The sequence below is a fragment of the Pseudomonas syringae group sp. 247E2 genome, from assembly GCF_032587795.1.
Lineage (GTDB): Bacteria > Pseudomonadota > Gammaproteobacteria > Pseudomonadales > Pseudomonadaceae > Aquipseudomonas > Aquipseudomonas amygdali.
The window spans coordinates 617618-643591 of the sequence record NZ_JAWHPK010000001.1 but is presented as its reverse complement, the minus strand read 5'-3'; the positions used below and the strand labels follow the sequence as shown (position 1 = coordinate 643591).

Genomic DNA, 25974 nt, shown 5'->3' with positions numbered 1-25974 from the left:
GACGAAGGGGCACTGTTGGCTCGGCGCCAGGAGCTCGTCCTCCTCTGTTCAGAGTCTCAGACACTACTGAATCGACGGTCGCCACGATTCAATCACAGCGATCCAGGAGCGATGCTCACACAGACACGATGGAGACAACCTCAAAGTATTTGTACCACTTCTTCTTGGCAGCGCTCTTCGCTTCTTGCTCTGCGATCAAAGAGCTGAGCGTGTTGGCGTCGTACGTAAAAATCTCTTCGTCCCCTTCAAACGTCTTGGTCACCTTCAGCGTTACACGAAGCCTCGGAGACGATAATTTGCGCTGCGCAGGCTTCGCTGCAGGTGCTTCGGTGACTGCCGAAGCAACAGAGCCGGCGCTCCCAAACAGTGCTTTGCGCATTTCCTCTTCGCTCAGATTCATAGTCATTGGGGCGGCTCACATGGCATAGACGGCGCTGCACGCTTGGGTAGGGCAGCGTGAAGCAGCGAGATTTAAGATAGTGCCATTATGACCTGAGTGGCCAACGGATGCTCTCATCACTACCGGTTTATCACCTACGACCTACGCCCTAAGTTCGTCGATTCGCAGCTGCAGCATAGTCCCGCATTTTTCAGAAAAATGACTATGATCAAAGCGCAACGTATTAGTGCGATCAGTACGCAGGGAATAAGCGCATGGCAAGGATTCGTCGTCTTAAGATCGAGAACTTCCGCTCCATCCAACGCTTGGATTGGTGTCCCGCACCGGGCTTCAATTGCTTGGTTGGCCCTGGGGATAGCGGAAAATCCAGCATTCTCGATGCCATTGATCTTTGCCTGGGTGCGCGGCGTAGTGCACCGTTCGGCGACACTGACTTTTACAGGCTAGATGTCACTCGCCCAATCCTGATTACAGCGACCTTGGGCGACCTCCCTGACGACTTGATCAACTTGGATAGCTATGGTGACTTCCTGCGTGGCTATGACCCCGCTAATGGAGCGCTGGAGGACGAGCCGCGATTCGGCATTGAAACGGTCTTAACCCTGCAGCTCAAAGTCGAGAGTGATCTTGAGCCGGTTTGGCAGCTTCACTCGGAACGGGCACTCCAACAAGGCATCGAGCGAAACCTCGCCTGGAAAGATCGAGCACGGATTGCCCCAGCTCGCATCGGCAGCTATGCCAACACCAACTTTTCGTGGAGCCGTAACTCCATCCTCAACAGACTGACAGAGGAGAGGCCAGCTTTGGGCGGTGCGTTGGCAGCGGCAGCACGGGACGCCCGCAACGGCTTCGGGGTGCAAGCCGGCGCGCAGCTCCAGCAACCCCTCCAGATTGTAACGCAAACGGCTATTCAGCTTGGCGTACCGGTGGGTGCTTTTGCACAGGCCCTGCTCGATGCCCATGCCGTCTCAATCGGTGACGGGGCCATTGCCCTGCACAACGAGCAAGGCATCCCACTGCGATCATTGGGCACCGGATCCTCTCGACTGCTGATCGCCGGGCTTCAGCGCCAAGCAGCCCAAGCTGCATCAATCGCATTGGTCGACGAGGTAGAGTTCGGACTGGAGCCGCACCGGTTGATTCGATTCATGGACTCCTTGGGGGCCAAGAATTCCCCTGAGCCTCTGCAAGTGTTCTTGACCACGCACTCGCCTGTCGCGCTGCGAGAGCTGTCAGGTCATCAACTCTTTGTGGTTCGAGCACAGCAGGGCCTTCACGTAGTACGTCAGGCCGGAATATCGAATGACGTACAAAGCACGTTACGAACCGACCCTGAGGCCTTTCTGGCCAAGCGCGTCGTGGTGTGTGAGGGAGCCAGCGAGGTCGGCCTCATGCGTGGCCTGGATCAATACTGGGGAGGTTTGGGCCACACCTCCTTTCTGGCCCTCGGCGGCGCCTATGTCAACGTCAACGGCGGCGAAACTGATAACTGTTACACGCGAGGCTCAGCACTGCTAAGCCTTGGGTACCAAGTGCTCGTCATCGTCGACGCAGACAAGCCCGCGACTGCCGCAATCCAGGCTGCATTTCATGCGGCAGGTGGACAATCGGCAACCTGGGGGCAGGGTCGAACCCTTGAGGACGAACTGTTCATCAATTTGCCAGATGCTGCGATCGATAGGCTGATCACTATAGCCATCGACGCGCGCGATCGTGAACTGGTAAACAGCCACATTCGTGACCGATCGCAAAACGCTTTGAGCCTCGAGTCAATTCAAGCCTTTCGCGCACAAGGGACGCCCTATGCACCACCCACGCGGGTGTCATTGGGCCTCGCGTCGCGCATTCGTAAAAATGGCTGGTTCAAGTCGGTCACCACCTACGAGCTCATCGCAAGAACGATCATCGGCCCTGAGCTCCAGGCCTCTGGCCCCGATCTACAAGCAACCATCAACCGGATCAAGGGTTGGGTACATGCCGCCTGAAATCGCGCTGTTCGAATTCGCAGGAGGCTCCATAACGGCTCCTGCTGGATGTGGCAAAACTCAGCTGATTGCGGACACGTTGGCTCAGCACACCGGCCCAAAACCCGTTTTGATCCTCACCCATACCAATGCTGGGGTCACAGCTCTGCGCGCGCGTATGGCCCGTGCCCGGGTGGCCTCAGGCTCGTACCGAGTAGCCACCCTGGATGGCTTCACGATGAAGCTCATTGGCAGATTCCCTGCCAGGAGTGGGCATGACCCTGCAATCATGCAACTCGCCAACCGGGCAAACGATTATCCGGCCATTCGCGCAGCAGCCCTGGCTCTACTGAGGGCCCGGCATGTTGATCAGGTGCTGCGATCAAGCTATTCCCATGTGTTGGTCGATGAGTACCAAGACTGCAATCAGGTGCAACACGCCATCGTCACCTGCCTGGCCGCGACCTTGCCCACGTACGTGCTGGGCGATCCGATGCAGTCCATTTTCGACATCGCGCAAAACAGGTTGGTCGATTGGCACACTGAGGTGATCCGAGACTTTCCCGTCATTGGCGCTTTGACCACACCTTGGCGCTGGCGACTCGCCGGCGCCGAGAACCTGGGTAACTGGCTTCTCCAAGTCAGACAACTTCTGGAAGCTGGCCAGCATTTAGACCTCACTACAGCCCCGCCCGAAGTTCAGTGTATTCGGATCCAGGCCGCGACCGCAGATACGCAGCGGCGAAACGCAGCCATGACCCCTTTGCGCCAAGGGGAGACCGCACTCGTCATCGGCGATTCAAGAAACGCTGTTGGCCGACAACGCCTGACAAGCCAATTGTCAGGCGCTACCACGGTTGAACCCGTTGACCTGCCAGACCTCATCTCCTTCGCTCAGAATTTCGATCTTGCAGGGCCATGGGCCCTCAACCAGATTGCGAACTTCGCAGGGATTGTGATGACCGGCGTCGGCATCAATCCGTTCCTCACACGCGTCGAGACGATTCGAAACAACCGGCACCGCACCCCGCCTACGGTTGCAGAATCCGTTGCCGTGAGCTTCCTCGCCGAGCCGACCTTTCTGAGGGTGATCGATCTTTTGCAGCGCTTCTCTCAGCAGCAGAACTGCCGCGTTTACCGCCCGGAAATTCTTCGCTGTTGCATTGCAGCGCTGAGAATGGCCGCGTCCCGAACCCACACATTCCTTGAAGCAGCCGTGCAGATCCGAGAGCGCAACCGCCTCCAAGGTCGGCCTTTGACCCGGCGGGCGGTTGGCAGCACGTTGCTGTTGAAGGGGTTGGAAGCGGACGTCGCGGTCATTTTGGAGCCGGAGAACATGAACGCCAGGAACCTCTACGTGGCAATGACACGGGGTGCCAAACGGCTCGTCATCTGCAGCCAGAACCGATTCCTCGGCGCATAAGATAAGGCAAGGGAGCGAGCCTGCTTTTTACCTGGCTTGGAACCTGAGCCCCCGGCGCTCGATAGTGGCTATCGGGAGAAGGCCAAGAGCTGGGGCAATTCCCATTACCGTGGCGCAGAATCTGTTTCTTGTCGGCATATGGAGTGATTTATCCAGGCACCCCCTCACAAGCCAGGGACATAACGTTGACTAGCAGACAGCATCACTAGAGCGTGATCTGCGCCCTGCTTCATGGTATGAAGTCCGCTCTAGGCCGCACCGCCTCCATGCCAAGCGTGGACAAATAATGTTCATCTAAAAGGACTTCCGATATGACGCAGGAGCGACACTTCCGTGAATGGTACGTCGAACTTTCTGAGCTCCCTCAGGAGGCTACTGCCCCTGAAAAACGTGCTCGCGGGTTCGCTTTCGAGAAGGTTCTCAAGAGCCTTTTGGCGTTTGAGGGACTTGAACCTCGCTCCAGTTACAAGTCTGTTGGTGAGCAAATCGACGGCTCATTTTACCTAGACGGTAGCTTCCTCCTGATGGAAGCCAAATGGCATGCCCTGCCCATCCCTGCCTCTACGCTTTATCAGTTCAAAGGCAAAGTGGATGGCAAACTGGTGGGTACCGTCGGCATTTTCATCTCGATGTCTGGCTACTCCGACGACGCCGTGGACGCCCTCATCGCTGGCAAATCCCTCAACCTGATCCTTTTCACAAAAGAGGACATGGATGCAGCGATCATCCAGCAGCTGGGGTTCAAGAAAATCCTCAAGGACAAGCTTCGCAAAGCTGCCGAGGAAGGTTTGGCATTCTTCCCAACTGTTGCCGAACAGGTGAAAACCTCCCCGTCGGAGCCTGTCCTCATTGAGCGAGTGCATTACGATCGAGTGACCGGAACGTTGTTGAGCCCAGCAGATCGGCCTGCCACCGCCCCAGATTTGGTCATCGTGTGCGAAGGGGACTTTGACCGTGAGCTGCTGGCCAGCCTGGTGCAGCGGATTTTGAAGAGCGCGAGGGCCACCAAGAAAATTCAGCTCATATCAGCGCTGGGTAAAGTGGCTGTACCACATATTGCCAACAGCGTATTGGCAGCTAACCCCGATGTTAAGGTACTGGCTGTGGTGGACAGTGATGGTGATATTCAAGGCTCTGAGCTGATGCTTAAGAACATCATCGAGTCCGACAACTGGACGCCTATTGTCGTCGATCCTGCGATTGAGACTTGGCTTGGATGCTCAGTCGAAGAAACGATACGCCTGCGCCGTCGCGTGGGACTGATGACACAGCTCGCCAATTCGATAGATGGCATCAACGTGCAGCTCCTAAGAACAACTGACCCAGCCTTCGAGACGTTCTACCAAGAGGTCAGCTCGTTGTAATCAAAGGTTTGTTGGATCGAAGCGTGCCTCACACGATGGCGGCAAGTGTGGGAGCCATGGCCTATGAACAACGTGGCCGACCTCAAAATGCGCTGTTCCACAGCGATCAGGGCAGCCAGTACGGCAGCCGAGCTTCCCGCCAGAGGCTGTGGCGGTACCGCTTTAAACAAAGCATGGGTCGACGCGGCAATTGCCACGACACGAGGTGGACAACAATGAGTAGGGTTAGGGCATAGGTGCAGTCGCCCCGATGTGATTGACGATGCCAGCATCGGCATCATCGGTTAGCACCACAGCTGAGAGCGCCTAACCACACAACTCACTGGCCCACGGGGCCTAAAAGACCAGCTATAGCAGTCGAACCTGACACGCGCGCCAACGCGCATTGCAAGCGCAACGTATGATATGTAGAATTCGGCTCGAATTTATACATCATCACAGGTCGCTTGTCAATAAATGCCTAAATCGTCTTTTGATTTTTTTTTCATCGGAGCCAAAGCTCATGGCTTTCGCAGCACCAAGCTCCGACCCGGATGCAGGAACCGACGGCCTGTGCGTAGGTGTAGGACGTCTTCGCTGACGATCACTCAAACGCTCCTGCCCGTCCGCACGCCACGAGCGGGGCTGCCGACTTCAAGCAGCCGAACCGATAGCGCTGTTGGAATCATTTCATGAAGCACGTGCGTTTGATTCACCGTGGAATCCCACGCCTTTATGAGACCGAGAGCGGGAAACCTATCGAGGCATTCAATTCTTACTCACATCTTCTATTCAATAACCTGTACCACTCAAGCGGGGCAAGTACGCCCAACCTATACTGCCCCGACGTTGCAGAATTCATCGATTACTGCTACGAAACGGGGGTCTTAGGCCCCCGATGCCTCACGCCTGAGGCGGCCTATACCACTATGTGCCAATACCGCATTTTCCTGATGGATGGCCCCGACAGTAAAGACTTTGTGATCCGAAGGGCGGCCAAGGCCCTCGATCAACGCTCCCTGAGCCCCGCCTTTGCGGCGCGTAAAATCGCAGCAGTCAATCACTTCCTCCATAACAGCACCAGGGTCGCTCAGGACACTAGCTCCCACCTCAGCATTCTGTCCAGCAAGCAGCCCCCCGAATACCCAGTGCCTGATGTAATTGCCCCGAGACGAAGGAGCCAGGCCGAGCGAAGCAGAATCCTGGAAGAAACCCTCCAATATGGCACCCCTCGATCAGACTTTGCATTTACGAGGGGTGGAATCCCTAGCCCTAAAGTTAAGAGAATCAAAGCAAAGCGCGATTTTCCAACCTGCCACATCCTCAGCCTTCTAAATAACGCTCCTTCAGCGTTCTATCGTTGCCTTTGGGCCTTGCAAGCCGGCGGAGGGCTACGAATATCAGAAGTTTTCCTGATGAGGCGAAGTGAGGTCAACATTCAGAACCGGACACTTCGGATCGAAGACCCGGACAATGTTCGCGACCCTTCGAAAAAACCCGATCGCAAACTAGCTTACAAAGGAAGGCAAACAACCTCAGTTGTCATGTTCGAACCCTACAAAAGCATATTTTTTGAGGCCTTAACGCAGTACGAAACCGAGCGTCCAACCTCTGCAAGTGACTTCCTATTTGTATCAGAAGAGAAATCTTCCTATGGAGAACCTATTATCCTATCTGAGATTTTCAATACCACAACCAAAAAATACAACTTCGAACTTAGCAAGGCCCAATCAGTGATTGGAATGGCCGCCGAAGGTCAAAAGATATTCACCTCCCATAGCCTTCGGCATTTCTATGGCAATTGGGCACGAAATTGCGTACATATTCCTGGACGCAACCGTATCGGGCTCGAACTTTCAGAAATTCAGCTTTTGATGGGTCACAAGGATATTAAGTCGACTGAACGCTATGCACAACTGGATGAAATAAACATAGCGGTGGAAATAGCTGCTGCGAACCAACTAGTTCACGGCTGGAGCACCGCTTATAGTGCTGACTTGGTGAGAGGTCAGACGTATGCGAGGCTCGCAGATGAGCTACTGGCAAGGGCCGCGTGATGATCAATACATCCGACGTAATCATATGGACAGGTAAGGGAACTACCAATCGTGCTATCGCCGCATTGAAAGATCTCGAACACCTAACATCTTCACAGGCAAAATATAACGGCAAACCAGTCGATGAAATCACCTGCCCACAAACGCGAACACGCATAGCTTTGTGTATTTTTCTGCAAAAGACCGATATACAGCGCCTGCAAAAATCCGACTTCAACTTACTGTACACCATCACCACGACCTCAAAAACAGACAACATCTATCTAAAACAACTCTATGAAAGAATAACGGGAACCTATCCAAAATTTATAGAAGATGTGGAGGGTCTTCGCTCTCCTCTCCGTGCGTGGTTCGCAATTCTCTGGTCAGAGGGCATCCTTACCCTTCCTCATACATTCTGCATGGATGGCGCATGGCAAAAATACCCCGAGTTAATGGAGGTAAGTCAGGGCTTTGTTTACAACATGACAAAGTCTTCGCCCTCGATAGCGAGAGCAGGGCGCGCTTTTCAGTACCGCACCACCTGGCATAATCTTGCGGACATCTCATTCTCGGAACTATGGGAAGCTGCGCCCCGGGTGGTAGATGCCCAAAAGGATATCAAAAACTCTGGGAACATGAAGAGTGCCGATTTCAGCTATCTTTCGTTCTTAAATATCGTCTCAAAACAACACCCTGGGATCATTTCCCCTGACCAGTACTTCCATCTGGAGAAGTATCATCAGCATTTACAACAAAAACCAAAAAAAACTACCGCTTTAGAGAACACCCAAAGCTTTGAGTCATTCAAGGAAATGTGGGGTGTCGACTCCGAGGCTTGGAAGTTTATGACCCCTAAGGAGCGCGAGCACTATCGCTACCAGAACCGTACCTCTGAGTTACACACCACTTATAAGCAGGCACACAAGGCGAGGGGCATGGAGGCCAAACGAGCGATGGTCGCCGAGGCTCATAAGAACTCTACACCTGAAGAACTTGCGGTCATTACCAGAAATAGCATCGGTCGCACCCTTAGCGACTTGGCATGGCTGACCGATAGCGCATATCCGGGACTTGAACATCTTGATCTCAAAAAGCTTAGCAGTCACTGGCGTGCAGCCATTGCTCTTTTGACCAATCACCTGGATATAAACAAGATACATGGTCGAGCTCGAAGCAACTACTTCAGAGAAGTCAGCCTACTGATGGATTACATATTTTGCTATTTACCCATCTGGCAACAGATGAATAGCAACAGCTTGATAAGCATACCCTGCACACTTACAGAGTTCTATAGAACTCTATTCTGGAACAATGACTATGTCGATACAGACATGATCACCGCCTCTATCTTGCCACCCTCTTCCAACGGGTCAGGCTTGCCAATCACGGTCATTGAATTCTATCTTTTGTGCTATAGCAAAAAAACTGCAGCATCGTTCATTTCTACGATCCACCTGCTGTTTGAACTGGCGATTGCACAGGGGAAAGATCTCTATATTGATCGCGAAAGACTGAACGGTGGCTCCCTCACAAATCCAGTTTTCCCGAAGCTTGATTCGCCTGGAAGTGGTGGCCGCACTAAGACTGACAAGGTAGTTCTTCCATTAGCCTCTGTACCCATTGCAAAAGAATACATGCTAGCCATCGACATTATTGGCACTTCGATACAACAAAAAGTATTGAATGGTGAAGTTTCTATAGAGATGCAAGACAAAATAAGGAAGGCGGACTGGATCGACCTGACCGAGCTAGGTATTTCATACAGCATCAAACTCTTTAATCCCCACACCAATGAGCTTCAACTGGAAATACCCCTCAAAAGAATCACAAATGCCTATCACTGGCATCACGGGAGGTACGACAACGGCTTAGCGTGGGTGCCATGGCTTTCTGCTCTGCGGATGTTAACTGTTGCTATGTACGGCGGCCTCAGGCTACAAAATTGCCAATGGCTCGACATTCGGAGCTTTAACAATTTTTACCATCCCGAAAGAACTGTACTCGGGTATACCACACTCTATGTAAACACTGATAAAAACGGGGATAGTCGGCCTGTATCGCTCCCCACGGAAGTCTTTGAGCGCCTGCTGAAGGAGCGTGAATTTCAAAACTCTTGGACGAGACGCCCTGTAGGCCCTATTTACTACGAAAACAACCCCAATGACAATAAATATGACCCCATCCACCCGTTATTTAGAAGTCCTTTCAGCAAGGTCGGACTTCCATTTTCAGATACTGCGTATAGCCAGCGATGGGTCAAAATTCTCAATGGAATAGACGCGATCTATAACTCCCTAGTCCCCAAAGAAAGGCAACACAGCTTTACAAAAACCAATAAGGCAGGTGTGTCGTTAGCAGTACATACGCCTCATGCCTTGCGTGCCACTTGGATTACTTACATGAGTATTTATGGCCACCTACCACAAGCCATATTAGGGCAACAGGTAGCGCACGCGAACATCAAGTCCAGCATTTACTATAATGCTCCCCCCACTCAACAGACTGAAGAACATATTCGCGCTGCTGAATCTAAAGCTCACCAAGCAAGCTGGGATTCTCTTTGGAATGCCCATGCTGCGCCAAAAGGCCAAAATAGTTTAATGACCGCTTGGCGTGATGATCCTAATGAAGCCGCGAAAACATTCGGACTAGTCAGCCTAAACTCTCCTGTCGTTGACATAGAATCTGCAGGACTGAGCTTACTCAAATTAAAGGATATAACTGAAATTGGCTGGTACCAAGTATGCGCGTGTATGGCGAACGGAAAATGTCCTTGGGAGCTCCTGAAGTTCACCACAAGCGCCAAAACCTGTGGCATGTGCCCCCATGCAGTCTTTGGCGTAAACCATCTACCAGCGATCAACGCGAAAATGCGCTCATTGATTGACGATTGCGAAATGCTACAGGAGCAAATAACCGCGACCGCCATCGTCCATACGGGCTCGCAGGCAATGGAAGAGCTCCATCATCAGCTGACGGTAAGTAAACTTGAACTAGCGGGCTTTGAGCAAGTTCGTCAAATCTTGAACCTGCATACCGAGAGCAATGACTATCGACATAAATACATTTCCCGCCATGGCGACTTACGCGACCGCTGCCTTGAATTTGACAACGAGGATCCAGCTCAACGTTTCTTGGCCAACATCATCGATGGCCGAGAATTTCCTGCTTTTGCTGCTAATAATTACTTAATCCGACTTAAGAAAATAGCTTCCCAGCCGCAGCTACTGTCCATTGCCTTATCCAGCCCTGATGAGCGTCAAATCATCGCGAATCAAATAATCTTCATGCTAGATAACACCGGGATCACCATTCCAGAGCTTGCCAACCACATGCGTGAGCATAGTTTACTCGCTATAGGTTCGGCGACGTGACTACAGAAAAATCCAGCCTCCAGAAATTTCATGCCGAGCAGCTCGACGCCACTCTAAACCGCATGGAGGAAACACTGCGCGAATGGGCTTCAGGCCCGAGGCGGTACAAATCCATTTCAAGTTTGGCCACACATCTCGCCAAAGCACTTGGTTATGACAGATCTCTTTTCTTAGCCAAACCCCATCCCGGAAAACCGCTCAACCATGGAAGACATCGACTGGTCATCGATAAATGGGCGTCGCAGCTTGTCGAGGGTGAACAGAAGATCTCTTATGAGCTTTTGGAAAAACAGCTAAAGGACACCAAAAAAGATCTTCAGATGATTGAGGATGCCTACAGAGCTGGCCTCAGGAGAAAAAGCCTAAGCTCAACTCCAATAAACACACCTACCGTCCAAAGCAACTTTTTTTATGAATTTGAGCAAACGTGTCTCGTACTTCAGAAAGTATTGAACCACCCCAACACTGGCCTAGAGATTATAGAAGGAGAGCTTTATGACACCGCACCTCTCGTTGGCGACAGAATCCTCATCAGCGAAGTCAAAGCATGCAAACCGTTCGTTGAGTGGCAATCAGGAACGGGAACATTTTCTCGAAAGCTTTTCCAGCCTGGTGGCAGTGAGTGAGGATGCAGTCAACTTTCAAAAATGGGCCGTAGCATACCTCAGTGAAAGCGCCCCACTGGTCATGCGGGCAGGCAGTCTGCAGCTTTCCTGGGCAGCAGCTGAAAGCGGCGTGCCTCGTCAGAAATTTTATCCTGGGCGGGGCCCAGTTGACCTCCAAGAACTGATCTCAGCACTAGGAATCTACGCGAAATCCGCCCCCACCCTGCAAACCGGCTTCGCACGCAAATCGGATGACAGCGTTTCTGGCCTACGCGCAGCGCTCGCGAGCCAACATCGTAAGTCGCGGGCGCTTCGCGCAGAACTTTGCCGGATCAATGTGCTGCATGACCTGGTTCATTCGGGCAGACCACTGGTGTATTAATGAAACAGTACCTTGTTCAAAATGTTCTCCATCGACTCGATCGCCGTACTGTCGTTTCTATGGTGGAAATCACACGAAATCGGGTAGAACGGGTCATAATTGATACAGACGAGATAGTTTGCTCCTTCGTTACTGGCCTTGCATACGAAGTTAAGTTGAGCTACCGCACTGGCCGCCCTCAGCTTGTATACGCGCGCGCTGTGAGCCTCACGTCCCAAAGCCTAAAGCTGGCCACACAGTGTGGCGTAATTGGGGGAGAGCTTCGATTGCCAAAGGCTATCAAAAAGCTGATTCATAAAGACTCGAATGCCATGTCAACGTGGCTGAACCATCCAGACATCTGCGACCTCCAGGCTCCAATTCAAGAGCCTTATGCGTCTCAACTGTGGCTTGAGACAAGGGATCGGCACCATGATCAGCAAATCTTGACTGAGCTGATCAGCGTCGGTTTAAACCAGCAGCAGGCAGAGCGCTACCTTATGAGCTACGGGGATACTGCCATATCAAAGCTGATGGCCATGCCCTTGTCAGCATTGCCCTTCGTGAACCACACCGCTTTGATATTAAAACCTCGTACAAGCGATGCGGATCATTCAGCTATCGCTCCCCTTGGCGTTCTCTTTTGGCTACAAAAACGCGCTGATCAAGGTCAGACCCTATATGATCGAGATGCAATTCCGCTTACGTTTACTGCTGTGCTAGAAACCTGTATTGACAACAACTGGGTCGAAGCAGACGAAATCAAGATACAACTGAAGTCACATGCCCTGCTGCAATCGAGATTGAGAAAGCAGCTGGAGGCATTGACAAATAAATTCTTTCCGACCTACAGCTATCACGAAATGGAGTTTGCGTACTCCCGGCTCGCAGGTCTTTCATCCGGAAGAGTAGATATTGATTTTCTACCTATGTTCTCGCAACTTATAAATCAGCGAGTCGTGTTGCTCACCTACAGCACAATGTCGGAGGTCAGTAGCCTTATCGAACAGTATTCCGCCTTGGTGCAGACCTTGCACTGGGAACCACCACAAATCGTAACTTACTCGGCGAAAAATATTCCCGCCTTGTCTCGCCTCCTGCCATATGAAGAAATCGGCCCCTTCTACAGTTCGTCGGTACCTAGTGGTCAGACTAGCCGAAGCCAGATTGTGATTGATTTCGACCTATTTGCCGTCAGCGATCTAGTTGTTTTGCTCGACCAAGTCGGTAGAGACGACCAAGTAATTCTAATCTGCCACAGCGATATTGAGTCCTATATCAACAGCCGGGAATTCCATTTCGCGCAGCTACAGGGCTATTTCCAGCATTTAATGCTCGGCAGCAGCGCGGCCACGCTCAAGCACCGGCCAGCGGCGAAGAATGCCTTCATCGATGAGGCGATTATTCAAGGTCGCACGATCATATCCGATGACATTGATACGATAGAAAGGATCAATGATCGTCCAAAGAGCGCCGGGCCTCCGAAATTGGTCACAGCTCATGGCAGCTACTACAAAAAAGAACCTGTACTATTTCATCCACGGGGAGCACGTCACTTCGACTCCTTCATCGGGACGATCATTTCTACGTCAGACAAGGGCGTGATGGTGAATGTCGCCGGAGCGGTGATGCTGCTAACCAACGAGTTCGTTGACCGTTGCCGAACGTCTACCGCATATGCAATCGACGTCCGCGATGCTGCACGCATCGGCCTAAATCAGGGCGTACTCTTTACTAGTCGCCATCACAGCGTGGTGACGTATCTGGAGGACTCAGGCACCGAGATACTTGAACACTATTGTCTACCACGCCCATCTGGAAACGCCGTCATTCCTTCTGGCCAGCGAGTAGTTCCTGTAGTAGAGGGCTGACCTACCTCTCCCATGTTAAACGCCTACAGCGCTGAGATAGCAGCCTTTTGGGCTATTCCAGTCGCTGTATCCAAACGCATAGCCCCTTCAAACGGACGGGCCATGACTCGATGCGATGCGATGCAATGACAACGATCCTTAAGTTATCCTCAGCTGCAATTAGCCGTCGATTGTATCAGCACTGATGGGCTTGCCCACACGCCTCCCCTTCCCACGCCAGTTGAGCTTCTGCTAATTGTCCCGCTCAGCGCGGGATCCGCTACTATAGAGTTTCGTCGCCACGTCGAGCGATGTCAGGGCATTCAGGGAGGAAAGCTATGTGGGTCGACAACGAGACTGAGAAAGACTTCCTCAATTTTTCCGGTGTCGCAGATACCGTGGCTGAGATCATCTACTCAGCTGACGGTCGACCGATCTCAATTGGCGTATCTGGAGCTTGGGGTGCCGGTAAGTCCTCGATGATCAAGCTCATCCAGGCGTCTCTACAAGATCCCCCAGTGTCGGATGAGAAGCCCGCCAAGGACTTCGTGTTCGTTGAATTCAACGCCTGGCTTTACCAAGGCTACGATGACGCTCGTGCGGCGCTCATGGATGTCATTGCTACACGTTTGGAGGCTGAAGCTCAAACTCGAAAAAAAGGGCTCGAAAAAGTCGCAGAGCTTGCTGCCCGCGTGGATTGGTTGCGCGCAGCCAAGCTCGTCGGCAACACCGCCTTTTCAGTGGCCACAGGAACACCTACACCTGGGCTGCTCGGAGAAATTGTTGGCATTGTCGATCGACTCCGCTCTGGAGAGGTGAACCAGGAAACGATCGATGGGATGCACGACACAGCTGTGCAGGCAAAAGATGAGGCCAAGAAGCTATGGCGCAGTGCGCCGGCAAAGAAATCTCCTCCCAAAGAGATCCAGGCCCTACGAGATGGATTTGAATCTATCCTAGACGACCTTGGAGTGACGTTAGTCGTCCTGATTGATGATCTGGATCGCTGCTTGCCTGAAACGACCATATCGACCTTGGAAGCCATTAGGCTTTTCCTGTTCCTACGCAATACTGCATTCGTCATTGCCGCTGACAATGAGATGATCAAACACGCCGTGCGCAGGCACTTCAGCGGTGTGCCTGACGATGTTCTGGTGACCAGCTATTTCGACAAGCTGATCCAAGTGCCCATTCGAGTCCCCCCTCTTGGCACTCAAGAAGTCAGGGCGTACATGATGATGCTTTTTCTGGAAAACAGCGCGCTTCCCAAGTCCGTCCTAGAAGATATCCGGATCAAAGTACGTGGGCAGCTTCGTACAACTTGGCAAGGTAACCGCGTTGACAGGGCTTTCATGCAAGGACTTTACGAAGACTACCCGCCAGAATTAGTCGGGAAATTCGACACTGCTGAGCGCTTGGCCGCCGTCATGACATCGGCGTCAGGAATTCAAGGCAACCCGCGCCTAATCAAGCGTTTCCTTAACGCGCTAGCCATTCGCATGACCATCTCACGCGCCCAAGGTGTGGGGGTCGACGAGGCTGTACTCGTCAAACTGATGCTGTTTGAACGCAGTGGTAACCCCAAGGCATACGAAGAGCTGATGAAGGCAGTCGCTACCGATAAGAATGGCAAGCCTCTCATGCTTGGTGAATGGGAAGCAGACATCAAGAAAGGCAAGGCTCTCAACCTTGCTCAACCTTGGGATCAACCATTTGTGAAGGAATGGTTGGCACTGCCGCCAGCCTTGGCTGATAAAGACTTGCGTGGAGCCATCTACGTTAGTCGGGAGCATGCCCCGATCATCACTGACGAGGATCGTCTTTCCTCAGAGGCTACTGAGCTTCTGGCAGCACTACTGGAAATGCCAGAAATGGCGCCGCAGCTCAAAGCACGATTGGCTGCGATAGCACCTGTCGAAATTAACGTGTTGATGGATCGCCTGCTAGATAAGGCAGGTAGCGAACAGGAATGGGGTGTGCCTGCCATTCTCGACGCGATGCTCGTAGTGGCAAGTCTTGATGCGCAGCAAGGCGTTCGTCTAGCCGCATTTCTCAAAGACCGTCCACCTGCCCAGATACAGGCAGGCATCGTGCCCAAGCTGACTGATGAGGCATGGTCAAAGTCGGTGTACGAGCACTGGGCAAGTGCCGATGTCGGTATGCCCGTCAAAGCCGCAATAAGGAAGTTGAATGGGAACGTCACAAAATAGCGATGGGCCTGGTAAGGGCGTGCCGATTGTGCCTCCTTGGACACCGCCACTTCCACCAGTCCCTCCACCCCCGGTACCGCCTCAGCCTCCTCAGCTGCCGGAGCCCCCTTTTCCACCTGTAAACGAGCCTTCTGACGACGGCCTGCCCGATTCAGACGATGTCAGGCCCGAGGATGACGATTCCAATGAGCGAGATCCAAAAGCGGTACCTAACGCCCCTGCTCCGATAGCACCACCGGGCCGGTTCGGTGGTGCGCGACGAGGGCTGGGTGAATATGCGGGCAATGGTGATCGAAACAGCCTTCGGAAAAGCTTGCGCGAGTATGTTCGGCACGGGTACGGCGGTGCCAAAACTACGACAGCCCGCTTCGGGGGTACAGCAGCAGTAGCGGGCATGTTAGGTAGCGCCCTCGAAGCTGCAGCCGAAGGCAATCAACTTGCTGCTAACTCTTTAGACCCTGCTCTTTGGAGTGGCCGATCCGCTTCCGAAGTCATGGATGCGCTGGTCGAGGCAGTTCGACCAGTCGACGGCACCCAGGATGCAGAGGCCGAGCGCGCATCGATCCGAGGCTCCCTGTCTGATGTGCTGGTACGTTTTCCAGATGCTGACCTGCTGAATCTGTCGACTGAGCAACGGGCGTTTGCAATTGAGCGTTTCACTGCCATGGATGTGTTCCATCGGTATGAGCTCGATCTTGGAAAGACCGTTCAAGACAAGGCCAAATCAGCAACAATCGCCATGCGCCGTCTCAAGGAAATCAAGGACTACATCAAAGAGTGTGTCTCGGCATCGTTTCGTAAGATCGCCTCTTCTGGCGCACGCTTGACGTCAGGCCGGATCACTCAAGTAGTAACGCAGGCTTTGCGCGACACCTTCGACGTGTTTGAGGGGTATGTAGAATGAAATATATTTGCGGCCCATCAGGGTTCCGGGTGCCTGGCATCAACGACGCCATGCAGGTAGTGGTCTACGGGAAAGCTGAGAAGGGACAGGTCAGTGTGGGTGGCTATGCCCGCGAGCTCCTTGAACGCGCGCATCTAGAGATCAGCCCCCGAGCTTGGGATTTTCTGAGCATTGCGCTGTCCGTAGTCGCTGCAGACTTCACAGATTTGCGAGCAAAGAGTCCTGATGGCTGGACGCGAGTGATCACACTTGAAATCGCGGTGCAGGATCCGACTTTTTGGAACACACAGGCGCATGCGCTGGAGGGTGCATTACGGTTTCTTACCACGGACAAGTGGACGCTTTCGTTTCATCACGGTGGGTTTGGCCCACCAGCACAATTGCAAGCATTGCATCCCAAGGAAGACTCAGTGGTGCTTCTCTCAGGTGGATTAGACAGCCTGATCGGAGCAATCGACCTAGTCGAACTGGGCGTTAAGCCTTATGCCGTCAGCCAAATTGTACGAGGTGACGGAGAGAAGCAGGATGTATTTGCCCGTAGCCTCGGGCTGTCCAGAATCGGCCTGAATCACGTCACAAAATCCCCGGGCTCTCAGGAGCCATCCCAGCGTGCACGTTCGATCATTTTCCTGGCATTCGGACTCGCAGTAGCGACATCACTTGATCGCTACCACCAGGGCAATACCGTCCCGCTTTACATCTGCGAAAACGGATTCATCGCCATTAATCCACCTCTGACCGTCACTCGGCTTGGGAGCTTGAGCACCCGTACGGCCCATCCAGAATATCTCGGGAGGCTTCAGAAGATATTCGATGCAGCCGACATCAATGTCAGCATCGAAAATCCTTATGCGCTAACGACCAAAGGGGAGATGCTCGTGAACTGCAGGAACCAGACTGTCCTTGCCGAGCACGCCGTTGCGTCCACCAGCTGTGGAAGATTCCAGAGGTTCGGATACAAGCATTGCGGGCGCTGTGTGCCTTGCCAAGTGCGGCGTGCCTCGTTCAAACGATGGGGAGCTTTGAACGACACGACGACGTATGTGTACGATGACCTCTCCATCGACAGCCAACAGTACGGTCGCTTCGAGGATGTGCGATCCATGGGTATGGCGTTAGCAAGTGTAGGTCAGGACGGTTTTGAGCAATGGCTTGGGCATAGCCTTTCCTCCAAGTTTATTACTGATCGGGAGGGATGCCATCATATGCTAGCCAGGGGCCTTGATGAGCTCAGGTCATTGCACCACAGCTATGGACTTACCTAGGTCTCTACCCAAAGACATTTTCATTGCTTCCTACGATGTAAAGCTCGCTGATGATGTCACCTGGCACTACCTCAACGGTAGGCGCCGAGCACGGTAAGGCAGCACATTGGACTGCACCAATCCAAAATTTTTCTAACGGCGGAGAAAGCGTGATGGATAGCGTTGGCTAGATCATAAAACTGCACTTTTATAGCTTTTAAAACTTGCATTTCCTTTAGCTAAGCGGGTGTCTTATGGATGAGTTTGCATTAGAGAAGATGTCGGATCGCATTCATTATGGTAAGACCAAGGATTACTTTAAAGAAGTCTTGTCTTCATATCATAATGGGAACCATAGATCGGCAGTTGTAATGCTCTGGTCGGTGGCTGTATGTGATCTCGTGTATAAACTGCAAAGTCTGATTGATTTATATGATGACGCCTCCGCCAAATCAATATTGGCAGAGATGAGCAAAATCCAGCAAGATGACCAAAAATCTGCGGCATGGGAAGTGAGGCTGATTGATGACGTGCATGATAAAACGCACCTTTTGGACAGCTCGGAGTATGAAAACTTAAGGTACCTTCAAAAGCAAAGGCACCTCTCCGCTCATCCTGTTCTTAATAGAGAACGAGAACTGCATTCGCCTAACAAGGAAACCGTCAGATCTCTGCTTCGCAATACCTTGACTGATGTATTAACAAAGCCTCCATTTTACACTCAGCATATTCTCAAGGAACTCCTTATGGATGTTGCTGAGTCTAGTGAAATGCTGAGTGACAGGGCGAAGGTGAAGAAGTACGTCGTCAGTCGCTACCTTGAACGAGCAACTCCGTCAGTTGAATTGAGTATTTTTCGTCAGCTGTGGAAATTTGTCTTCAGGCTTGAGGATGAAAACTGCATCAAGAACCGACTAATCAATCTGTATGTTCTAGAGGTAGTGGCAGCTCGTAACAAAGCTGCTCTTGCTGATACGATCAAAGGTGATTCTGATTATTATAGTAATGTCGCCAGCTCAGAACTTCCACTGCAATATTTGACATACTTTATCTCTAACAACCCGGAGCTGTTCCCCGTCTTGAGTGAGGCGGCTCGCCTGAAGGTTGAGCATTGTATTGCTGAGGATGACGTCGGAAGAGTCATAGGATGGTTTATTAAAGAAAGCGTCATCAAGCATGGCGATGATTTAGAGGAGTGGATCAAAAATGATTCACCGGTCATTAGCCCATCTCAATTCGACTACATATTGCAGATTTCTGATAGTGATGAGTGGCAAGAAAAGTTTTGCAATATAGTCGCTAGCTACTATGGTGTAAGTGGCAGCTACGACCAAGCAGACTCTCGTTTCCAAGTGGCAATACCTCAGTATATTAAATTATTTAACAAGGCTGCCATTAAATACCTCGCTGAAAAAATTGAACAGAATAGTCAGTGTCACGATAGAAATAAGGCTCGCCACGATTACGTCACCATAAAGGCGCGCATTGATGAATTGTTTGGTGCTGAGTTCGATTACACCCAATACTACTGGTTTAGTCGCAAGCTAGGTCTTGCGGACTAATATTGAAATTTTGGGTATCCCATTTCTTGGAGTGGTTTGGTAGCCCCGTCGGGTTTTGCTTATCGCTCCAAGCGTCTCAGCTTTCATCCTTTCTGAATCGCACCGGGCTTCCTGGACATTGCTGAGTTTCAGCTTCGGGTCGATTTCTGCCAAGCAGGGCCACCCAGTATGCTGGTCAAATCCGATGTAAACGACTGGTTAAGTCAATGCAAATGAGTGGCCAGGTAGCGCGCAATTACCCAGCTTGGCTGCAGACAAACCTTGCTGATCTGATCCGAACACTTTTAGCTATTACTCCTTCATACAAGTGTTCCGATCCTCGAACGTCATATCCCTGCCATGGCCGTCCCATGAAGTATCCGTAGGCGGCATGACACCCTTCTGTCTTATCTGTTGGAGCATCCAGCCGCCAGCGTCATCAAATTCTCCCATCATTGCATCGAACTCTTGGTCAGTGAGTCGGATGGGGAGGTCACGCTGCTCCATTGAGCCTCCAGCCTGGCATAAATGCCTTGGGTTTGCCTGAACCGAGATCACGTTCACCAGGCCCAATTTTAAGCATTTCTGATGCTTCATCGCGGGTCATGTTCAGATCCTCAGTGCGAGTAGTTTCGATGGAGCACTAGCTCGGCAAATTGAACGAGGTCATGAATATTGCACTGGTCGCTCCGATCCAAGTGAAAGCCCAGAATTCCCACAGCGCGGGGGCCATCCCGGTCGCATCGAGGCGAATCTCCAATCATTAATACGCGGCCTGTTTTTTCACTGAAACAGTGCCCAGGAACGACATCCATTTGAAGACAAATCGCGTTGTAGATATCGGGGTCTGGCTTCATGATCCCCAACTCAAAGCTGAAGGCGTGCCCATCGATTGTCCGAAATAGGTTTCGAACGACAGGGCCATATGGGCTGGCGAGATTAGAGCAGATCCCGACCTTCACCCCAGCGGATTGCAGCATTGATATGGCTTCAAGCGCATCGGGATAAGGCTCAATTGAGGAAAGCTCCATCTCCAACGCATGAATCAATTTTGCCCGCTTCGCTGAAGTGAGCGAAATGCCCAACTTTGATGCGATCTCGTCCAGCGAAAGGTTGCTAGTCATCACAATGTGGGTCGTCATCGACGTCAGAGCAACGCCTTGCCGCCGCCCCTCACGTATGAGATCGCGGTAAGGGTTCATGCGTTGGGCAATGCGCATAGTAGTGCCAAAAGCATCGAAGACGACTCCGTTGATCACGATAGCTGCTCCCCTCGTTCGAACCGTTAAAATTCATCGCTACTTGGCTGGCCCGTCAAAAAAGCCGCACCACCGCCGAAAGCGGCATAGAGGTTCTACGACCATGGCCCAACAGCACATAAATTTTGTGTTCAGTCAGGAAGAACATGTCATCTACGAACTCAGTGAGAGGCGTTGATCGAAACCAATTGGAGCCAACACCTGATGAGCTGTCATGCTGAAGGTTGAAGATCAAAAGCATGGCAGGCTGTTTTCCAGCATTCGCGAGCTCCGTAATGACTAGGTCTGGTGCGTCGAAGTCGATCCAAATCCATTCGTTGACGATACAGAAGCTCCGCTCAGGAAACCGGTGGCTGGTCAGCCTGATGGCATCGTTTAAGGCAAGCTCCGATCCGACCATTACGGTGCTCGGGCCAATCATTTGCTGTACATCAATATCGGACATAGTCCTGCGACTCCACCTTTTGAGTTGCCCATGGGGTCATTTACTCCGAACTGTGCTGGCCGTGACGCCTAACGCTTTAACCATGAAGGGCATTGCCATCGAGTCGCCTGCTCAGCAAATCAGAGACATTTGCCCCACCTGCAGATAGTAAAACGTATCTGCTCCCTGAAAAGGTAGAAGCAATGTGGTAGCCGGAGCATTCTAAGAATTCGAGGACAGTCGAAGTTCGAATGAGCCGACCATCTGCGAACTTTTCTCGACGGTCACAATAGATATTCCCTACTAGGCTAAAGCCGTCCAGCTCCGGCTGATAGAGAAAAGCCGTGATTAAGATATCGAATTCGACTAGGGCTGCTTGAGCTAAAGACGGTGGACGGGCACAGTGCTCAGTCATGGCATTTCACCAATCGACTGCCATGAAGCAATCACGTAGTGGTCTTGACCACACAAAGACCGCAGCAGCACGAAATGCTCGCGCTGCTCTACGGTCATGACTGGTGGGGTCGCCACAGTTGATCCATCGGAAATTGAGCCAGAACGGTCTAGGTAGGCGATGGCCGCGTAGCGGTCTCCCACGATCGCCGCACTGGTCAGGTAAGCGTCAATCAGCACTCCCCAATAGATCTTACTAGCCACAACGACTTCTGATGGGAGAGCTGCTCCTCCCAGCGTTGGGGGACGACAAATGTTCGGCACATCAAATCTCCAAAATCTTGTAGGGGTTGAAGCCAGTTTGCTCCTGTGGATAACCACGAGGATTTGAAATCAGCCGACAACGTCCATACAGGCTGTCGATAGCTTGATGGGTGTGTCCGAAAATCCAGCAATCTGCCAGCTCAGCAAGTCTGTACCAGCGGTTGTAATACGCAGCGCTGATATGTCCGACGTGTTCATCCCCTGCCGCTTCTAAAAATGGACAATGATGGCTCACAACCACAGTCTTGCCGCTGAAGGGCTTCGCCAACTCTTGGGTGAAGAACTCGGTCGCGACTCGATTTTTCTCAATGACGTCCGCAGGCCTAAGTCGACGGTACCCACTGCCAGCTCGAATCATCCGGAAATCGTTCATCCTACTGGCACACACGCTGGAGGCCGCAACCACATCGCCGGTGCTCCCAAAGTCCGTCCATCCGGTGCCTACAAGAAAGCGTACGCTACCGAACGTCCAGACTTCATTATCGAGTACGTGGACGTTGGCGGCAGCAGCAGCCTTCATTTTTTCCATGGTGCGATCGATGTGGCCTTTATAGAATTCGTGGTTACCACTGCAATAAATCACGTCAGTTTCGAACGTCTCGTTTGCCCACTTCACACCGCGTGCGAGTAAATCAATATCTCCGGCAAGAACTACTAAATCGACATTGGCCGGAGGCGGGGCAAAACGGTCGAACTCGTTATGCAAATCCGAGTAGATCAGAATTTTCATCGATGTCTCCAGCGCGCTGATTGCTGCAATTCGCTTCTGCGCTAGCGCATCGCTTCAGTGATGAATCGTAGATGATCCGGGCATGGCCACCTCAATCTCCATCCGGTCGACCCGAAGGCTTAGTTGTCAAATCTGCAGTGATTGGAAAGACACCAGGAGGAGCGGCGGACTTTCCAAACAGATGCAGTCATAACGAAGGACGCAGATGAGGAAGTCGCTTTAGGGGTATATTGCTGAAGAGCCCGGTACACCTAGCCCCCTACCACCACAACAACGTGCGCTTACGTTGAAGCAGGAAGCGTTCGCATATCATACTCGGCGCCAACCGCCACGAGAACGAATATATAGGTTTGAGTGGCGCCAAGCAATCGCGGCATACCCTTCCGATTTAAACGGATGGGAAAAATGTCCTTACGTTCAGCCCTAGCTTCAGTCCTACAGCGACTCCGCCGTGAGCGAGGCATGTCTCAAGCGGACTTCGTGGGCACTGTCACTCAATCGCACATCAGCCTCTTAGAGGCTGGTGAGACGTCGGTGAGTACCGATACCCTGGATGCCATGTGTAGCTCGCTAGGAATGCACCCCGTTGCGTTCATGACATTGGTCTATTCCGCTTATGAACAGCTCACGCCTGCAGAGGTACTTGAGCGGGCCCAAGCTAACATCACGGAGCTGGGCCTGTTGGAACAGCGATTCGAAGCAGCGCCAGAAGATCATCCTCACCCCCGTGTTTCCAGCGCTGCGAAAGCAAGGCGGGCCGTCCATGAGCTGAAAAAATCCGGACACAGTCAGGCGGAGATAGCGGGGCTTTTGCAAATGGCGGAATCGACGGTGAGACGACATTGGCATCGAAAAGACGCCTAACTCATCCCTCCGTCATCATGCCAGTGAAGGCACACCGACACAGTTTCATCTTGAACGCTATAGGCCTATCACATCCTCAATCGGGAAGGTGACGCTCGCCTAAAATCAAAGCTTCGGTGACTTCAAAATCGCTAGCAGCGGGCATTGTGCTCGACGTTCGCCTGCTTTCAGTGTCCAGCGCAGTTCCCCCCAATTGATCTCAAGAGATACAACACTTTTTGTACTTCCTGCCGCTGCCGCAGGGACATGGATCGTTGCGCCCATATTTTATGGGCCTTAAGCCTTTCTCCAAACTCTTAAGCAAGGAATTAACGGGAGCAGGCGCCTTCATGTCCTTGGTCAAAGCGTCCATCGTTGCAGACTTCTCCCAAGGCGAATCGAGTGTCACACCGAATTGCAAGTCGCCGCTCAAACCGACTGAAACACCAAACCAGACGTCTGCTCGCAGCGCATATTTGCGCCGCTCACAGTGCGAGCGCAAAGCGTTGATATCCGCAGTGGTAGGTAAGGGGTTGCAGTGGAAGCAGATACCGCTCTCGCCGGCGCCGGCGCCTACGCCTACGGTAAAGTCGTGACGTCGCCGATCTAGCTTGGCAAGCTCGATGATCCCGGTCAGCCCACGATGGATCCCCAGACAAGAATCTTCACCCATGGATAAAAGCTGGAACCCCAGCTCCAATATTGCTGGGTCAGCACGTCGCTCAATCTGCTCGATCAAGCGTTCGTAGAGAGTGCCCGTCATGACGGTTAAGATTCCGGGCGGCACCCGCTTGCCCCGGAATCCCTCCCTTCGAACCATCATCGCGGCATCTAGATCACTCGCGATCGAGTCGTCCAACATCATCATTTGAAACTCATCGGTGAGCCAGAGGTTACGTCGTAAGTGGTACCCCAGCGTGGTGAGCTCGTGACTAACCATTATTTTGTCGGTGACCGCTAAACGCAACCGGACATAGCTTAGAAGGCGAAGCGGAGAATCGAGCATTTCGGACAGGACATCGAGCAGAAAAACGTCCATCACGAAAGGCTGACGGATAATCTCCGTGGATTGAAACTGGAGGAACTGGCTCGCCTGGAATGCCAAGGCGGGATAGTGGTCGGACACCACGCAAAACGGGTATATTTCTCTAATAAACTCCGGCAGAACTACCTCATAACCTTTGTCAGTCTCTAAACGGCAAATGCCCGACAATAGAGCATTGCCGCACTCCCAGGCTTGGTCGGATGCCTTTTGTATCGCAGCTGAAAAATCGTTTTTGAGCTGCCCATCATTGCCCTTGCGAGCCTCCAACGTAAGCTTTTTGGCCTTGGCCTGGACGATGATTATCCTATCGCCGAAGACGACCAGTACATCGGCCTCGCCAACAATGTCCTTGCCGTCAAAGATATTCACATTCAGATGAACGTTCGCGGCGCCAAAGACCGCTACCAACCGTTCGTGCGCAAAATTTTCAGCAAAAGCACCACGGTTGTCGGATGCCTGCTCCCGGTAGCTTTTGTCTCTAATCATCCAGAAGAACGGAGACTCGTAGAGTGCCTCATAAATCGAGTAGTGCAGGAAAAGTAGAACTGTTCCCCGACCAGTCGGTATCAAGGGCGTGGCGGCCACGGCGTTAAAGTCACCCAACTCATTGAACTGGGCATTGCCTGTTTTGAGCGTTAGGGCATCGAACACTGCGCCGACTACCTCTACATCCAGACCACTCCGGGCCGAAACGTCGGCGGGGTCAAATTCGAAGTGATCCAACAGCGATTTAGGGGGCAAACCACCCCGAATTCCTCCCATCGAGGAGGCGGTAGCTGTTGCCCGCTCATCCATGAGCAGACACATCGAATGGGCAACTCGTTGGGCTTGAACGCTCGTGAAACCTTTATTTGCCTCCAGCCAGCCGTCATCAGCAGCATGCTTTTTGACGAGAAAATCCCGATATTGGAAGCTGTATGCGGACTCTGTCGCATAGAAAATAGGCTCCCTCATCATTGAGCCCGACCAAATTTCTGTCGGTGCCCCCCCTGCAAGAGCGTTCGTTAGAAGATGCTCAATACTCGGACGATTTAACGCTCCATGGAGCTCGGCCATCAGCTCGTCGCTGCGAGATACGTAGATTTCAATTATTTGAATGTCCGGTAGGGTCAGCTCAAGGGGCTGACGCACCATCAGACCCAACAAAGTGGTGATTTCCGTTCGAATGAGGCGGTTAGGGTCAAACAGGTGACTCATGTCGGAGGCTTTCCACTCACCTTTGTAGGCGACGAGATTGTCCCTGTGGCATATGTATGCGATTGCGTGGGCATAGCCTGGCTGAGCAGTGAGCTCCATGAGGTCGGCAAAAATCTCCGTTTCACTTCGATCAGTTAGCGTCATGAAGCATTTCTCCCCTCGACATGGGCAAGGTCGCTGAACAATTGAGGGCATAATCGGACTGATGGGCCCAGACCGGCCTAGGGGTCATGATGTACCGCCGCGTTACACCAGAGAAGTGTTACAAAGGGTCAATACTCACTAGGTGAGCGTAGGCCGTCCGCTGATTTTGCTAGCGCCCCCCTTTGCTGTACAGGGGTTTGGGATACACATGGTTTACACACTTACACACTTCAGGGAATTTCTGTCCAATAAGGGTTCGATTCCCTCTACCCGCTCCATCTTTCAGTTAATGATTCCAGGCATTTCAGGCAATTTCGCCCTAGTGCCTAAGGCAATCAATACCTTCTCGCCGCCCCA

Annotated in this window: 18 protein-coding genes and 1 pseudogene; 13 read left to right on the top strand and 6 right to left on the bottom strand. The window is 52.2% G+C overall.

Annotated elements, in window-relative coordinates; genetic code table 11:
* Positions 1 to 115 precede the first annotated feature (115 nt).
* Entirely contained in the window at positions 116 to 406 is a 291-nt protein-coding gene (locus RYC18_RS02990; RefSeq protein ID WP_316882991.1) for a hypothetical protein, read from the bottom strand.
* 248 nt (positions 407 to 654) lie between these two features.
* On the opposite strand from RYC18_RS02990, the gene RYC18_RS02985 reads away from it, so the two are divergent.
* The 12 genes and pseudogenes from RYC18_RS02985 to RYC18_RS02930 all read left to right on the top strand — a co-directional run bounded on the left by RYC18_RS02985 (position 655) and on the right by RYC18_RS02930 (position 19279).
* Complete coding sequence (locus RYC18_RS02985) at positions 655 to 2385, top strand: ATP-dependent nuclease (RefSeq protein WP_316882989.1); 1731 nt, start codon at positions 655 to 657, stop codon at positions 2383 to 2385.
* Entirely contained in the window at positions 2375 to 3787 is a 1413-nt protein-coding gene (locus RYC18_RS02980) for a UvrD-helicase domain-containing protein (RefSeq protein WP_316882987.1), read from the top strand. The genes RYC18_RS02985 and RYC18_RS02980 overlap by 11 nt, the downstream gene beginning before the upstream one ends.
* 311 nt (positions 3788 to 4098) lie before the next feature.
* Positions 4099 to 5151 carry a restriction endonuclease gene (locus RYC18_RS02975; protein WP_316882985.1) on the top strand — a complete coding sequence of 351 codons (1053 nt, stop codon included), beginning with the start codon at positions 4099 to 4101 and terminating at the stop codon, positions 5149 to 5151.
* A gap of 56 nt (positions 5152 to 5207) precedes the next feature.
* Positions 5208 to 5351 (top strand): annotated as a pseudogene (locus RYC18_RS02970) (DDE-type integrase/transposase/recombinase); the annotation flags it as partial.
* Between the two features lie 471 nt (positions 5352 to 5822).
* A complete protein-coding gene (locus tag RYC18_RS02965; protein ID WP_316882983.1) occupies positions 5823 to 7187 on the top strand; it encodes a site-specific integrase in 1365 nt (454 codons plus the stop codon).
* Entirely contained in the window at positions 7187 to 10543 is a 3357-nt protein-coding gene (locus RYC18_RS02960; protein ID WP_316882981.1) for a hypothetical protein, read from the top strand. The genes RYC18_RS02965 and RYC18_RS02960 overlap by 1 nt, the downstream gene beginning before the upstream one ends.
* On the top strand, positions 10540 to 11169 hold the full coding sequence (locus RYC18_RS02955; RefSeq protein WP_316882979.1) for a hypothetical protein: 630 nt from the start codon (positions 10540 to 10542) through the stop codon (positions 11167 to 11169). The genes RYC18_RS02960 and RYC18_RS02955 overlap by 4 nt, the downstream gene beginning before the upstream one ends.
* A gap of 360 nt (positions 11170 to 11529) precedes the next feature.
* On the top strand, positions 11530 to 13380 hold the full coding sequence (locus RYC18_RS02950) for a hypothetical protein (protein WP_316882977.1): 1851 nt from the start codon (positions 11530 to 11532) through the stop codon (positions 13378 to 13380).
* Between the two features lie 317 nt (positions 13381 to 13697).
* Entirely contained in the window at positions 13698 to 15569 is a 1872-nt protein-coding gene (locus RYC18_RS02945; protein ID WP_316882975.1) for a P-loop NTPase fold protein, read from the top strand.
* 313 nt (positions 15570 to 15882) lie between these two features.
* On the top strand, positions 15883 to 16473 hold the full coding sequence (gene qatB / locus RYC18_RS02940) for a Qat anti-phage system associated protein QatB (protein ID WP_316882973.1): 591 nt from the start codon (positions 15883 to 15885) through the stop codon (positions 16471 to 16473).
* Positions 16470 to 17738, top strand: coding sequence for a Qat anti-phage system QueC-like protein QatC (qatC, locus tag RYC18_RS02935; RefSeq protein ID WP_316882970.1), 1269 nt, complete (start codon positions 16470 to 16472; stop codon positions 17736 to 17738). The genes qatB and qatC overlap by 4 nt, the downstream gene beginning before the upstream one ends.
* Before the next feature lie 233 nt (positions 17739 to 17971).
* On the top strand, positions 17972 to 19279 hold the full coding sequence (locus tag RYC18_RS02930; RefSeq protein WP_316882968.1) for a hypothetical protein: 1308 nt from the start codon (positions 17972 to 17974) through the stop codon (positions 19277 to 19279).
* A 596-nt stretch (positions 19280 to 19875) separates the two neighbouring features.
* Here the strand turns inward: RYC18_RS02930 and RYC18_RS02925 are convergent.
* The 4 genes from RYC18_RS02925 to RYC18_RS02910 all read right to left on the bottom strand — a co-directional run bounded on the left by RYC18_RS02925 (position 19876) and on the right by RYC18_RS02910 (position 22388).
* Complete coding sequence (locus tag RYC18_RS02925; protein ID WP_316882966.1) at positions 19876 to 20517, bottom strand: HAD family hydrolase; 642 nt, start codon at positions 20515 to 20517, stop codon at positions 19876 to 19878.
* Positions 20518 to 20572: 55 nt separating this feature from the next.
* The gene (locus RYC18_RS02920; RefSeq protein WP_316882964.1) at positions 20573 to 20962 is read right to left on the bottom strand and encodes a DUF6957 family protein; all 390 of its coding nucleotides are present in this window, start codon (positions 20960 to 20962) and stop codon (positions 20573 to 20575) included.
* A gap of 390 nt (positions 20963 to 21352) precedes the next feature.
* Complete coding sequence (locus RYC18_RS02915; protein WP_316882962.1) at positions 21353 to 21598, bottom strand: hypothetical protein; 246 nt, start codon at positions 21596 to 21598, stop codon at positions 21353 to 21355.
* 61 nt (positions 21599 to 21659) lie between these two features.
* Positions 21660 to 22388 (bottom strand): metallophosphoesterase, encoded by a 729-nt coding sequence (locus tag RYC18_RS02910; RefSeq protein WP_316882960.1) that lies wholly within the window; start codon positions 22386 to 22388, stop codon positions 21660 to 21662.
* Between the two features lie 396 nt (positions 22389 to 22784).
* Between RYC18_RS02910 and RYC18_RS02905 the strand changes: the two genes are divergently transcribed.
* Positions 22785 to 23252: a helix-turn-helix domain-containing protein gene (locus RYC18_RS02905; protein ID WP_316882958.1), complete on the top strand. Its 468-nt coding sequence runs from the start codon at positions 22785 to 22787 to the stop codon at positions 23250 to 23252.
* Between the two features lie 199 nt (positions 23253 to 23451).
* Here the strand turns inward: RYC18_RS02905 and RYC18_RS02900 are convergent, their stop codons facing one another.
* Positions 23452 to 25617, bottom strand: a complete 2166-nt coding sequence (locus RYC18_RS02900; protein ID WP_316882956.1) for a YecA family protein — start codon at positions 25615 to 25617, stop codon at positions 23452 to 23454.
* Positions 25618 to 25974 lie beyond the last annotated feature (357 nt).